11 protein-coding genes and 1 riboswitch are annotated in these 13977 nt (G+C 63.0%); of the genes, 5 read left to right on the top strand and 6 right to left on the bottom strand.

Translation table 11 applies throughout. From position 1 onward, the window contains the following. Window positions 1-3: 3 nt before the first annotated feature. The 4 genes from A7X65_RS25440 to A7X65_RS25425 form a co-directional block, all read right to left on the bottom strand. Window positions 4-2907, bottom strand: a complete 2904-nt coding sequence (locus A7X65_RS25440) for a ribonucleoside-diphosphate reductase subunit alpha (protein ID WP_063690304.1) — start codon at window positions 2905-2907, stop codon at window positions 4-6. Window positions 2908-3029: 122 nt separating this feature from the next. Beyond that, window positions 3030-3243: riboswitch (cobalamin riboswitch) on the bottom strand. Between the two features lie 18 nt (window positions 3244-3261). Next, a complete protein-coding gene (locus tag A7X65_RS42005; RefSeq protein ID WP_156528054.1) occupies window positions 3262-3930 on the bottom strand; it encodes a hypothetical protein in 669 nt (222 codons plus the stop codon). Window positions 3931-4998: 1068 nt separating this feature from the next. Further along, entirely contained in the window at window positions 4999-5358 is a 360-nt protein-coding gene (locus A7X65_RS25435) for a hypothetical protein (protein ID WP_063690301.1), read from the bottom strand. A gap of 958 nt (window positions 5359-6316) precedes the next feature. Continuing rightward, window positions 6317-6709 (bottom strand): tautomerase family protein, encoded by a 393-nt coding sequence (locus tag A7X65_RS25425; protein ID WP_063690296.1) that lies wholly within the window; start codon window positions 6707-6709, stop codon window positions 6317-6319. 148 nt (window positions 6710-6857) lie between these two features. On the opposite strand from A7X65_RS25425, the gene A7X65_RS25420 reads away from it, so the two are divergent. Continuing rightward, window positions 6858-7745 (top strand): LysR family transcriptional regulator, encoded by an 888-nt coding sequence (locus A7X65_RS25420; protein WP_063690292.1) that lies wholly within the window; start codon window positions 6858-6860, stop codon window positions 7743-7745. A gap of 617 nt (window positions 7746-8362) precedes the next feature. Then, complete coding sequence (locus tag A7X65_RS25415) at window positions 8363-9532, top strand: M14 family metallopeptidase (RefSeq protein WP_063690289.1); 1170 nt, start codon at window positions 8363-8365, stop codon at window positions 9530-9532. Between the two features lie 821 nt (window positions 9533-10353). Here A7X65_RS25415 and A7X65_RS25410 read toward each other — a convergent pair. Then, the gene (locus A7X65_RS25410) at window positions 10354-10743 is read right to left on the bottom strand and encodes a hypothetical protein (protein WP_063690286.1); all 390 of its coding nucleotides are present in this window, start codon (window positions 10741-10743) and stop codon (window positions 10354-10356) included. Between the two features lie 271 nt (window positions 10744-11014). Continuing rightward, on the bottom strand, window positions 11015-11260 hold the full coding sequence (locus tag A7X65_RS25405; RefSeq protein ID WP_063690283.1) for a hypothetical protein: 246 nt from the start codon (window positions 11258-11260) through the stop codon (window positions 11015-11017). A 231-nt stretch (window positions 11261-11491) separates the two neighbouring features. Between A7X65_RS25405 and A7X65_RS42000 the strand changes: the two genes are divergently transcribed. From A7X65_RS42000 to A7X65_RS25395, 3 genes are all read left to right on the top strand, one after another. After that, window positions 11492-11671, top strand: a complete 180-nt coding sequence (locus A7X65_RS42000; protein WP_156528052.1) for a hypothetical protein — start codon at window positions 11492-11494, stop codon at window positions 11669-11671. Between the two features lie 74 nt (window positions 11672-11745). Then, window positions 11746-12423: a response regulator transcription factor gene (locus tag A7X65_RS25400; RefSeq protein ID WP_063690280.1), complete on the top strand. Its 678-nt coding sequence runs from the start codon at window positions 11746-11748 to the stop codon at window positions 12421-12423. An 18-nt stretch (window positions 12424-12441) separates the two neighbouring features. Continuing rightward, window positions 12442-13866, top strand: coding sequence for a sensor histidine kinase (locus tag A7X65_RS25395; RefSeq protein ID WP_063690277.1), 1425 nt, complete (start codon window positions 12442-12444; stop codon window positions 13864-13866). Window positions 13867-13977: the final 111 nt, after the last annotated feature.

The following is a 13977-nucleotide window of genomic DNA, read 5'->3' as shown; positions in this document are numbered from 1 at the left end:
TCCTTACTGGCAGGCGTCGCATTCGGGATCGTTGATATGGCAGGCGTTCATGCCGTCCAAGTCCGGCGCCGCAATGGCGGGGACGACAACCGGCGCGTACGAAATCGCAGCCGAGGCGGACACGGCGTTGAGCTTGCCATCAGTGCCCTTCAGGGTCGATTTCTCGACATGGGTGGCACTGTGGGATCGCAGATAGTACGTGGTTTTCAATCCACGGCGCCACGCCAAGCGGTAAAGTGCGTCTAGTGACTTGCCAGATGGATTGGCGATGTAGAGGTTGAGCGACTGCGACTGGTCGATCCATTTTTGCCGCCGCGCAGCCGCTTCAATCAGCCAGGAACTGTCGACCTCGAAGGCTGTCGCATAGAGATGCTTGAGATCATTGGGCACCCGATCGATCTGGCCGACGCTGCCGTCGAAATATTTTAGGTCGGAGATCATCACGTCATCCCACAGACCGCGAGCCTTGAGATCGCGGACCAGCATCTCGTTCACGACCGTGAAGTCCCCCGACATGTTCGATTTGACGAAGAGGTTTTGATAGTGTGGCTCGATCGACTGCGACACGCCGCAGATGTTGGAGATCGTTGCCGTTGGCGCAATTGCTATCACATTGGAGTTGCGCATGCCGCCAGCGACGACCTTCTTGCGCAGGCGATCCCAGTCCAGGGTCGAGGAGCGATCGACATCGAGTCCGCCGCGGGCATCCTTAAGAAGTTGGATGGAGTCGAGCGGCAAAATACCTTTCGACCAGAGCGAGCCCTCGAAGCTCAGATAGCGTCCGCGTTCGGTTGCGAGATCCGAAGACGCCTCGATGGCGTGATAGGAGATCGCCTCCATGCTGACGTCGGCGAAGGTGACGGCGGCATCCGAGGCGATCTGAATGCGCTGGACCTGAAGCGCCTCCTGGAAGCCCATCAGGCCAAGGCCGACGGGGCGGTGGCGCATGTTGGAACGGCGCGCCTCCGGGATGGTGTAGAAATTGATGTCGATGACGTTGTCGAGCATCCGCACGGCGGTCTTGACCGTCCGCTTCAGCTTGGCCTGATCGATGCCATTGGCACCGACATGCGCGAGCATGTTGATCGAGCCGAGATTGCAGACCGCGACCTCGTCGGCCGAGGTGTTCAGCGTGATCTCGGTGCAGAGGTTCGAGGAATGGATCACGCCCATGTGCCGCTGCGGCGAGCGCAGATTGCAGGGATCCTTGAAGGTGATCCAGGGATGGCCGGTCTCGAACAGCATAGTCAGCATGCGGCGCCAGAGGTCGGTCGCACGCACGGTCTTGAACACGCGGATGGTGCCGGCCTTCGCTTTGGCCTCATACGCCTCGTAGGCGGTCTTGAAGGCCGTGCCGTAAAGATCGTGCAGATCGGGCGTCTCGTCCGGCGAGAACAGCGTCCATTCGCCGTCGGCGTCGACGCGCTGCATAAACAGGTCGGGAACCCAGTTGGCGGTGTTCATGTCATGTGTGCGGCGGCGGTCGTCGCCGGTGTTCTTGCGCAGATCGAGGAACTCCTCGATGTCGACGTGCCAAGTCTCAAGGTAAGCGCAAACCGCGCCCTTGCGCTTGCCGCCCTGGTTAACGGCGATCGCGGTGTCGTTGGCGACTTTCAGGAACGGGATGATGCCCTGGCTCTCGCCATTGGTGCCCTTGATGTGGGCGCCGAGGCCGCGCACAGGGGTCCAATCGTTGCCGAGGCCGCCGGAATATTTGGCGAGCAGCGCGTTGTCCTTGACCGACTTGAAGATGCCGTCGAGATCGTCCGACACCGTGGTGAGGAAGCAGGACGAGAGCTGCGGGCGCAGCGTGCCCGAATTGAACAGGGTCGGCGTCGAGGCCATGAAGTCGAACGACGACAGCAAATCGTAGAACTCGATCGCCTTGGCTTCGCGGTCGATCTCGCGGACGGCGAGACCCATCGCAACGCGCATGAAGAACGCCTGCGGCAGCTCGATGCGCTTGCCGTGCTCGTGCAGGAAGTAGCGGTCGTAGAGCGTCTGGAGCCCGAGGAACTGGAAGTTCAAATCGCGCTCGGGCTTCAGCGCGGCAGCGATGCGCGACAGATCGAAACGGGACAGCTCGGGATCGAGCAGCTCGGCGGCGATGCCCACCTTCACGTAGGCCGGAAAATATTCGGCATAGCGGGTTGCCATGTCGGCCTGCGAGGCCGAGGTTGGAACGCCGTGGACATGCGACAGCACTTCGCCGCGGAGCTTGTCGAGCAGCAGGCGTGCGCTGACATAGGCGTAGTTCGGCTCCTGCTCGACCAGCGTGCGCGCGGCCATGATCGAGGCCAGCGCCAGTTCGTCCTGGCTGATGCCGTCGTAGAGATTGCGGGTGGTCTCAGTCAGCACGGGCGCGGCGGAGACACCGTCGAGGCCGGCACAAGCTTCGCCGATGATCAAGGCGAGACGCTTGTTGTCGAGGCCGACGCGGGAGCCGTCGGCGAGCGTGACGTGGAGCTCGGGTGCGGTGGCCGTCTTGGCTTCCGCAGCGACCTCCTCCGCACGCTGGCGCGAGCGTTCCTCGCGGTAGAGCACGTAGGCGCGCGCGACCTTGTGGTGCTCGCTGCGCATCAAAGCGAGCTCGACCTGGTCCTGCACATCCTCGATATGGAAGGTGCGTCCCTCGCCTGCCCGGCGCATCAGCGCGGTGACGACTTCGGACGTGAGCTGCTCGACGCTCTCATGGACGCGGCGCGAGGCGACCGCGCTGGTGCCTTCCACGGCCAGGAAGGCCTTGGTCATGGCCACCGCGATCTTTGCGGAATCGAATGGCGAGACCTTGCCGTTGCGGCGGATGATCTGCATGGACGGCTCGCTGGAAGCAGCCGCAAGTGACTGTGGACGGAAGTGGATGATGGGTGCGGATGCGGTGTCCGCGTCATGTAGGTTCAGTGACATCAATAGGCCCCGTGATGCGTGTTGTGTTTGAACGGGGCTGTAGGCAAGGGCGCTGCAAAAAACGCCGGCACTGGAGGTGCCGAACAGTGCATGCAAGCGACCGCCGGGACACCCCGCCCGTGGACGTTCTGATCATCACGGCAGGTCTCCTGGCTCGCAGGTCGTTGCACTTCCTGTCTTCCCGGTGCAGTCGCCCCAGTGACGTCGTTCGGAAGCAGCTCGCTGCTGACAGTTGCGGGGGCAGCGCCGGAATTCCGCGCGCAAGGCGCAGTTCACCGGCTTCCCTCTTAGCCACTGGATCTTGCAATCAAGTGGACCGCGATGCCAATATGTAGTGACGTTCGGGACGGGCTGTCAACAGCTGATGAACGTACCGGCGCGGATTTGCATGTGGAGTGCTGAAATTTCATTGGCTTCTGCTTCTGACCTCTCTTGATTCCGCTCGTTGTCATCGACACCGAGAGAGCGGCCAGGCTTGCGCAGCCGCGTTAGATGTCGCAATCCAGACAATGTGTTGCGACTTCGACGAGTTGTGAGCAATGCCGCTTCACAAGACTGTCGTGTTTTTCCGGTGATGACCGGTGAGATGGGACGAGTCACTTTGTTTATGCAGTGGTACGACGCTTGCTTAAGATCGTCAGACGATGTGTTCACGTACAGGTCCGCGGTGATTTCGGGAGGCGATGCAATACGCTCGACCAATTCGTCGCTCGAGCCGTTCGCAGGTTCGATCGCCGTTGCGATCAGAGCACGCCGCGCGGTCGCTGGCGCAACGCGCATTCGGCGCAGAACTTCGTCGATGGGCTTGCCATCGACCACGTCGAAGCGGAGACTTCGCCAGCGTATCGGCGAGCGCCGGCAACTGTTGGGTAGTCGGGTATATAGATCGCGATTGTCGGAAAAATTCGATCGGACGCGCTTCTCGAGCGCATCTTGCACTTCTTTCCTCGACATGATCGCATCGATGGTTTTCGGGCAGAAATCGTCTCCCGGCTCTAAGATTTCGGCGCGCTTGGTTGCCAATACCCCGAGTACGTTGGGAGACAGATCGGAGCGGACAACAGCCTTACTATGCCGGCAACGAACCGGTCTTCGGTCACATCGGGTACGCCCGATCGGGCGAGCAATGGCGTTGTGCTACAGACGGCAATCAACAGGGCACAAGATACGGCAAGCACAGCGCGGCGGATCTCGTGTCCCCCGCTAATGCTAGAGCGAGCCGTTTGACTGGTGCGTGGCAGAATTCGAACCCATTGGCCAAAAACGCTTCCCGATCACCCTAAGTTCGGGCGATTTCAGATTGGCTCAAAAACCAACTGTAGTGCAACTATAGCGCGAAGTATTAGACAGTTAAAACCATTCCTTACTGCGGCCGTCAGGCTCCACATGTACCGGCTGGGCGCTAAGGCGATAGGAACATGTGAGGAGCGCTACCCTGTGGGACGGTCGCTTCTGGTTGAGCTCTGCAAAGCGATCGTCAGGCGGCGAACCCTCGACGCTACCCTGTATTGTCGTACGTTCTCTACTGGAGACCAGGCGCCTCAGTCTTTGGAAATGCTAGCTAAGTAATTGATATTGCTAGAGGTGAATTCGGCTATTTTTTCCCAATGCGCTTTGAAATCGTTGGATATTCAAGCTGATTTTGATTCCGCTGTTCCCAATGTCTCCGGCGCCAACTGTTGGCGCCTAAATTGAGATTAGGTTCTTCGGTTGGCTTCGGTGCTTGTTGGGAGACTGCGTTTTTGGATAAGCGTGTCTGGGTGACGTTTGTCGCGAGGCGAGTGACCTGCCTCATGCGAAAGATCGAAGGAAATAAAGTAGGATTGGGTCGTGTGGGGAAAGGCGGTAGCGCTCTCCCGCTACCAAATTCCCGATAAATCCATGAAAATACTCGTCTCGCCTGTTCGCCCCTGCGCGCGAACGAGCTCTCTATGTGATGTTCTCGGTGGAGCAAATTCGCGCGGAAGCTCGCGGCGGCAACTCCCGCTTTTGCAGTCAAAGGCGAGCTTGGGGTGTCGTTGCGGGATGATCGCTCATCTGCTTCGTCGCCCGTGCGGCGGCCTGACGGAGTGAAGGCCTGGGCGTAGACGATCAGTTTCGCTGGGCAGTCCAATACCCGGAGCAACGCGACGAGCCGGAATAGCCGCTCCACTTTCCCCGGCCTTTCGTGCCGAACAATCGGCCGGAGCCGGATGCGTATTTGTCCTGGACGGTGACGGAGGCGCGAACTGCTCCGGACTTCGCAACGTAGCCCCTGAACCTGACGAGGTTCGGGTGGGTCACGACGCCATTCGCGACGTTGACCGTAAAATTATAGGATGCGTCGCATCCTCCAGCCTGCGTGACGAAGACGAGATCCCACCAGCCATCGTAGGGCGATCGGGCTTGCGCCGGCGGCGCCAGAGCGATCATGCTGCCGATGGCGATGGCACTCAGGCTGACGATCTTCATGCTCATCTCCTCAAAGCTCGAGCGGGGTCGATATTTGACCAGCCATTGCCGCCGCTCTCAGCCGCCGCATCTGCTGGCGATAGCGGTATTGAACGCCTCAATTTCGGAATCGAGCGCGGCAAGGTCGCGCTGGCGGTCGTTGCTGCGAATGCAGCCCGCGGCTGCCTGGCGCGTCGTCACGGATTCATAGAAAGAAGCGGCGAATGCGCGGCAGGCTTTCTCGTTTTCGGAGGCGCCTGCCGGGTGATTGCGGACGGTTGCCCAGTGCGCGCGCGATGCTGCGATGTCCGATGTCGAGACGCAATCCGAGGCGAGAGCCGGAAGCGATATCGCATTGATCGCGAGCGATGCGAGGAGAAGCGCTGGTCTTGGCATCGTGCTGGCTCCCTGGTGGCGTGGACGTTGGCACGACGATGAGCGTCCCCGCCGAATACGCTCGTGAGTGGTACTGCCTAGATTTGAATGCGCTTGCCGAAATGGAAGACCGTCCGGCCAAGCGGTCGTGCGAACACGAAACCCAGGGGATCGCGGAGCGCGAGGCCCGTTCATAGCTCGACCGGGAACGCGACCGCCAATCGGCGCTGCCGGGACCCGGGCCGCGCAAACCTGACCGGTCGCTTGTGATTGGAGAAGAACCAATGCGCTCCATTGTTGCACTATCGCTCTTGCTCGCTCTCGGGGCTTCGGCGAACGCGGCCCAAAGAGGACGCCATTTCGATCCGCGCGCCCTTGCGGGCTCGCCCAACGCGGCGGCGAGCCCAGTCTACATCGCGCCGGGAGGGGAAAGGATCTATCGCGACCCATCCGCTCCAGGGGGCTTTCGGACCGATCACGACGACCCGCCGTCGCCCAATGACCCTTCGAGGCTGGGCGGCGGTTGATTTCGGCGAGCGACAACGGTGTCGCCATCGCCAACCGCACGCTTAATTGCGCCGAGCGGTCCAATTTGCGCGCAGCCTCACGCGAGCTCGCCCGTCACGAATTGCGCGCGGCCAAGGCCGAACGACCAGTCGGCATCGCCGTTCTCGACGAACGACACGATGATGTCCGAGCTGTCGAGACCGCAGGCGTCCTTCAGCTTCCGGCACAGCAGCTCGTAGAACCGCAGCTTGTCGTCCTCGCGCCTGGTCCGTGAGCGGACCTCGACCAGCACGACCTTGCCGGTGCGCGCGATGCCGAGGCCGGTATCGAGGGCGATCATCCGGCCCGGACGATATTCCGAGACGAGCTGGTAGCGGTCGCCCTCGGGCACGTGGAACGCGGCGACCACCGCTTCATGCGCCGCGTCGAGCAGTGTCTTGATCTCGGCATCGGTGCGGCCTTCGAACATGTTGAATCGGAGCAGCGGCATCTGGTTGTCCTTTCTCTGGTTGCGCGCGATCTGCAGGCTTGACCCGCATCATCTATGGCTCATAAAATTGCACATCAATGAACGACAATTAGCCTCCATTGTGCATGAAGTGTCGCTCTGGAAAACGTGGTCCGAAAGGGTGCCGTCGATGGATTGGGAGCGGGTCAGGATATTTCTGGAGGTCGCGCGCGCCGGGCAGATCCTCAAGGCGTCGAAGAACCTCCGCCTGAACCACACCACGGTTGCGCGTCAGGTGACCGCGCTGGAGAAGAGCCTGAAGGCCAAGCTGCTCGAGCGGCACACCGCCGGCTGCACGCTGACCGCCGCCGGCGAGTCCCTGGTCCAGGCGGCCGAGCGCGCGGAAAGCGAGTTTCTGAAAGTCGGCGCCAGCATCGGCGGCAGCGCGGACACCATCAGCGGCACGGTGCGCGTCGGCGCGCCTGACGGCCTTGGCAATTTCTTTCTCGCCGAGCATCTCGGCGCCTTGGCCGCGCGCCATCCGGGCCTGATCATCCAGCTCATCCCGCTGCCGCGCACCTTCTCGCTGTCGCGCCGCGAGGCGGATATCGCGATCACCTTGGACCGGCCGAAGCAGGGCCGGCTCATCCTGTCCAAGCTCACCGACTACAGCCTCAGCGTCTACGCCTCGCAGGATTATCTGGAGCGCGAGGGCGGAATCGAGGCGCAGGCCGATCTCGCCGGCCGCCTGTTCGTCACCCACATCGAGGACTTCGCCTACAGCCGCGCGCTCGATTATGCGGCCGCCCTCGGCCGCCTGATGTCCCGCCGCTACGAATGCGGCAGCATCGTCGCGCAGATCGAGGCGGTCCGCGCCGGACACGGCATCGGCATCCTGCATGACTACGCCGCCAGCCGTTACCCCGAACTCCGCCGCCTGCTGCCCGAGGTGCGTTTCGTGCGGAGCTACTGGCTGACGTCACACCCCGACACGCACGGAACGCGAAGAGTGCAGGAAGTGCACCGGTTCATCGCGTCGTCGGTGAAGGCGGCGCGCGGCGCGTTCGAGCTGGGGTGAGGGTTTGGGGTTCCGTAGGATGGGTAGAGCACTTGCGAAACCCATCATGCTTCACGTCGGGTAGTATTGATGGGTTTCGCTTCGCTCTACCCATCCTACGAGGGCACCGTCGTTCGGGGAGAGCGATGTGGTGCGGCAAACGCAACCGGCGCAAGGGCATCGATGGCATCGCCCGTTCGCTTCCCCGCAATACAGAAAAAAGCCGCCGGGTTCTTCACCCCAGCGGCTCCGAAAGAGTCCGTAGCTGTTGATGGTCTCCGCAGCCTCGTGCGTACCGCCGTTACCTTGTTTGCGGCCATGCCTGGTCTTTGTAGGCGAGGGCATATGATTCTGCTGTGATCTGAAACACACAGTGGAAAATGATGTCTTCCGGCGGGTTTCGCTCGCGCTCTACCCTCCTGCGGACCGATGTCCCGCCGCTGTCACAGAAATCGCGCATCCTGGAGCTTGGCGAACAGCGCTGCAAAGTCCCTGGTCCGAGCCAATTCCAACATAGCTCGCGCAACAATCTTGCACCCTGATGAGATCAGTAGCAGACTCGGTGCGCTGCAGTCGCGGGATGTCGCGACCATTATGCGTCTCATTCTCTGATCGGACGGTCATAGGAGAATCGACACATGCCGGACAATTCCGAAAAAGGTCCCGATCGCCGCAACTTCTTGATTGCATCTATCGCCACCGCTGGCGCCTCGGCCGCCTTCGCTGTCAACGCTAACGCTGCTGCGCCGGCTACGCCGGGGAGGACCGTCTATACCGGCGATGTGATCCAGGGGAAGAAGGTCATCAGCGCGCTGGACGTCAACGACCTTGAGCCCGGGCAGAAGCATCTCTTCTATTTTCAGGGCGTGCAGATGCCTACGGGCAAACACTGGAATGTGTCGGTGGTGGTCGCGAAGGGGGTAAGGCCAGGCAAGCGTGCCCTTCTGACCAGTGGTGTGCACGGCGACGAGATGAGCTCGATCCATACGGTCATGACCGTGATGAACCAGCTCGACCCCAAAAGTATGTCGGGTACGGTGATGGCGGTCACCGATGTGTCTCGCCCCGCCCTGGAAAGCATGCAGCGGCGATGGCCCAACGTGGGGTTGGGTGCCGACCTCGTAGACATCAACCGAGTATGGCCGGGAGACGAAAACGGCCCCACCCCGACCAGCCGACATGCGGGGTTGCTGTTCAATCGTCTGTTGCGGCCGAACGCCGACTTCGCCATCGATTTCCACACCGGAGCAACCGGCTTTAGTGCCAGTGCCTTCAATCTCGGCGATATGAATATTCCGGAGGTCAAGGCGATGCTGGAACTCTTTCCCGTTGCCCAGATCTTCAATAATCCGGTGTATCCGGTTGTTCTCCATAATGCTCTGATCGACGTGGGAATTCCTGCGATCTGCACAGAGATTGGCCCCGCTCGGGTACTCTCTCCTGATATGATCGATCTGTTCGTTGAGGGTACGATGAACGTACTCAAACACCACGGTATCGTATCCGGCCCGATGGGCAAAACCGGCAAGGACGTGACGGTTTTCATTGGCAACAGCGGCTTCCCGATTATTGCGACCGAAGCCGGCTTCGTCGAACCTCTGGTTAAGCTTCACGACAGGGTCAGCCCTGGGCAGAAGGTCGCTGTACAGCGCAACAGCTTTGGCGAGATTGTTGCCGAATACACGAGCAGCGTCACGGGGGAGGTCTTTGCACTGCGTACTGACGTGACATCCGAGCCCGGCAATCCTCTGCTGTTTATTCTTTTCGAGAAGCCGACGCGGGAGGGCATGGAGTCTTATCCCGAGTAGTTCGCTCGAATACGTTTCAGAACGAATGTAACGCCTATGACCGGGCCGTCTTTCCCGTCGGGCAAAACACCCGCGCGCCCGTCAACCCCTCCCCACAAAAATATTCCACTTTACCGAAATTCGGATTTGTCGTATGTGTCGCCCATCCCGGCTCATCCTTGAGGGGCGATCATGAGGTCGTCGTTTTCGCGAGCCGGGCTTGCGGTGGACGCGGCAGTGTCGGGCGCGAGTGGTCTGGGGCAGGGCGGATTGCTCTCCGTGAGCCCTCGGTATCGCGCGGACGAACGACGCTGACAGGCTCGTCTCGCCAAGGGAGCGGCGGCAACGTGCACAACGTCGTCGAATCCCGCGGCGAAAAAGGCGGGCCGCGCGTGCGGCAAAACCGTGTGGTCCTGGCCGTCGTTGCTACGGTCAAGCTCTTGCGGAGGCGGTGATCGCGTCAACCGGCGCGGCGCCGGTGAATTCCGTGGGGGCGAGGGAGGCCAGAGGGAACTCGGCTCCCGGGAGAGCGCGGCATAAGCCGTCCGACCATCGCGCAGGGAAGGCCGAGTGATTGGCACCACCTGTATGCTGCTGTGCGGTTCTTTTGCGCTACCTTTCGCGCAGCGGACCGTGGGTGCGAGGTCGGCACCCGGCCTTCCCTGCGCCCTCTTGGCTTTGAGGGTGGAGTGACGAGGCAAAGCTCGGGCGAATTGGGCCGCGAGAATGCGAAGCCGTGTTGCCACGCAATGTATCGCGAAAGCCGCGCATGCGAACCAGCGCGGTGCGATCGGCCGACCCTGGAGGTGTGGCCCGGACCGATCGACACCGTGCATGCTCGTCTAGCTGCAGCTCAGCGGCAGCGGCTGGTAGGGATGATAGGCGTACCAGTCGTAGCAATCCGGATAGGCGCCGTAGAGTCCATATCCGGCGTGGTGGTGGCCGAAGCTGTGAAACGCGTGCTGGCGCAGGCCGCCGACATGACCGCCGAACCCGAGATGCTCGCCGCCGAAGTGCTCGCCGCCAAAATGCCCGCCACCGAAGTGCCCGCCGCCGAACCCGCCGGCATGGCCCATGCCGCCGAAATGCCCGCCGCCGCCAAAGCCCATATGGCCGCCACCGCCGAAGCCGCCGCCGTGGCCGCCGCCACCGCCGCCATGTGCTTCGGCCGTTCCGACAGCCAGTGTGGAAGCCAGCGCCGCTGTCGCCAGAATGATCAATGCTCGTTTCATGAGGGACTCCTTTCGTGTCCGGATGCGCGGCGGCCGATGCGTTCGCTTGCGTCTCGTGCTGCCGGCAAGCCCTATCGTGAAAACAGATAGGAAGCGCGCGCATCGCTCCCACTGAATTCGATGTCAGGCGCGAGGGCCCGGCGCATCGGCGACATGATCCGGCCGCGCGCCGATGCACGTCCCCAAACGCAAGCGGGCCCGAACAAACGGGCCCGCCTGCATCATTGAATGGCAGCGACCGGGTGAGGCACCGGCCGCGACGTCATCGGGATCAGAAGCTGCCGGTGCCCGGCTCGCAGGGAACGTTGTTGCCGGTCCACGGTGCCGTCGCGAACGCGCCGACACGCGGGGCCGGAACGCAGGCGCGCTCGCCCTGATAGCCGAAGCCCTCGGATGCGGCCGGTTCGGCCTGCATGGTGGACGAATGCGTAACGGCATGGCTGGTGCGCGCCATGACGGGTCCCCCGAGCATGGCGACAGCGATCAGTCCGGTCGACAACACCTTGAGAGTGGTCATTGGAAGTCTCCTTGTGTGACAGCAGCCAGTCCAGGCCGGCCTGCGCGACAAGTGCGGACGACCCTGCAGGAACAAAACGCACGAAACGCTCACCCGCCTTCAACGGCGCGTGATGCCGGCGTTGCCGGCAAGCACGATCGTGCAATCAGGCAACGCATGCGAGGCCGGCGCGTAACGACAGCGTGTCCCGGGGCATATATGCGGGAGCGTCCTGCTGCATGGAGATGAGAGATGACCCCGGCGACAGCCCATTCGATTTCCCGCGCGCCGTCGCCGGCCGTGGCCGTGCGCATGGATTCCCTGACACGCTATTTAATGGTGATCGGTTCGCCGCGGGATTATCTCCGTGGAGAGCCGGCGGCGCGTCGTATGGCGGTGCTGCCCCGCATGTTCGGTCCGGACGGGCATTGAACATGTCGTCGCGGACCAGTGACCCCATGTCGCGCCGTCGGCCCCAACGTCTCGCAGCACGTGGGACCAGCACCATGACGCGCATTCTCCTGATCGAGGACGATACCGAGACCGCGGACGCGATCGTGTCCGAGCTCACCGAGCGCGGCTTCGAGGTGCGATGGGCGCCCGACGGCATCGGCGGCCTCGACCGCGCGCGCGAGTCTTCGCCCGATGCCCTGATCGTCGATCGCATGCTGCCCGGCATGGACGGGCTCACCGTCATCGAGGCCCTGCGCAAGGACCAGGTCAGAACGCCGGTGCTGGTGCTGAGTGCGCTCGGCGCGGTCGATGACCGGGTGCGCGGCTTGCGCGTCGGCGGCGACGACTATCTCACAAAACCGTTCGCGCTGGTCGAGCTCGTCGCGCGGGTGGAGGCGCTGCTGCGCCGTCCGTTCGACAGCCGCGAGACCACGCTGCAGGCCGGCCCGCTGGAGCTCGACCTGATCGAGCGTACCGCGCGGCGCGGCGAGCGCGAGATCGACCTCTTGCCGCGCGAATTCCGCCTGCTCGAATACATGATGCGCCGGAGCGACCAGCTGCTGACGCGCGCGATGCTGCTCGAGGAGGTCTGGAACTACAAATTCGTGCCGGCGACCACCAATCTCATCGACGTGCACATGGGCCGCCTCCGGCACAAGGTCGACGGTCCCGGCGAGACCCAGCTCATCCACAACGTTCGCGGCTCGGGATTCATCCTGCGCGTGCGCTGAACAAAGCCCGGCGGACCGATGCGCCAGATCGAGTTCATTCGTTCGAACACGTTCCTGTGGACCGCCGCGGTGGCGGCCACGCTGGCGTTGTTCGTCGCCGGCCTGTTCGCCTTCATCTACTGGAAGATCGACGACTATCTGATCATGCGGTCCGACCGCATGATCGCAACGCAGCTCAACTTCCTGGCCGAGCTGCCGCCCGGGCGCCTCAATGACGCGATCTCCGATCATCTCAAGCAGGATTCCCGAGGCGTGCAATATGCCGGCCTGTTCGATGCCGCAGGCTCCCGGCTCGCCGGCAACATCGCGCGGTTGCCGCCGCAGCTCGATCCGGGCGGGCCGGTGCGGAGCGTGCGGCTCGCCCGGGTCGCGGCGCCCACGGTTCACGAGGCGACCGTCAAGGCCGCGGCGAGGCGCCTCGGCGACGGCCATATCCTCGTGATGGGCAGGCACGTCGACGAGACGCGCGAGATATCCACGGTCGTCGGGCAGGCGCTGCTGCTCGGCCTGCTGCCGGCATTCTGCCTCTGCCTGCTGGCCGGAGCCTGGCTCAGCATCCGCGCGGAGCGGCGCGTCGAGCAGGTGAACCAGCGCGTTCAGCGCATCGTGGCCGGGGATCTGCGCGAGCGATTGCCGCAGAGCGATGCGGACGATCCGTTCGCGCGGCTGGCCGGCATCGTCAACGGCATGCTCGACGAGATGGAGACCACGATCAATGCGCTCGCCGGTGTCGGCAACGACATCGCCCATGATCTCAGGACGCCGCTGACGCGGGTTCGCCTGGCGCTGGAGCGCGGGCGCACGCACGCGGCCACGCTGGAGGACCTTCAGGAGGTCGCGGACAAGGCCATCGGCGGCATCGACCAGGCGCTCGCGATCATCACCGCGCTGCTGCGCCTCGCCGAAATCGAGAGCAACAGCCGCACCGCCGGTTTCGGCGACGTCGCGCTCGACGAGATCCTGCGGCAGGTGTGCGACGTCTATGAGCCGATCGCCGAGGACAAGGACGTCGCGCTTCGCGTCGCCATCGACCGCAAGGCGGAGGTACGGGGCGACCGCGACCTGCTGTTCGAGGCGATCGCCAATCTCGTCGACAACGCCGTCAAGTTCACCCCGCGCGGCGGACGGGTGACGCTCGAGCTGATGTCGGACGGCAAGGCTGTCCGCGTGCGCGTGAGCGATACCGGGCCCGGCATCGGCGAGAGCGAGCGCGAGGCAGTGCTGCGGCGCTTCTATCGCTCCGACAAGATGCGCAATACGCCGGGCGTGGGACTGGGGCTGAGCCTCGTCGCCGCCATCGTCAAGCTGCATGGCTTCCGCCTGACCATTTGCCCCGGGCCCGGCGGGCGCGTGGAGATCCTCGCCCCCGCGCGAGCGGTCGCGTGCAACGCCGCGCCATCCGATCCCGCGCGCGAGCGTCACGAATCCCTCGCGCCGCTGTGACCGCGAGCGGCGTGCGCGCTGCGTGCGAAGCGGAAATAAGGCCGCGATCTCTGAAAGCTATTTCAGGCTTGTTAAGTGCAATTTACTGGCGCCGTCAGTCGGAGGCCTCTT

It is taken from the genome of Bradyrhizobium stylosanthis, from assembly GCF_001641335.1.
Classification (GTDB): domain Bacteria; phylum Pseudomonadota; class Alphaproteobacteria; order Rhizobiales; family Xanthobacteraceae; genus Bradyrhizobium; species Bradyrhizobium stylosanthis.
The sequence above is the reverse complement of the archived record's forward strand: the minus strand, read 5'-3'. Positions and strand labels throughout refer to the sequence as shown.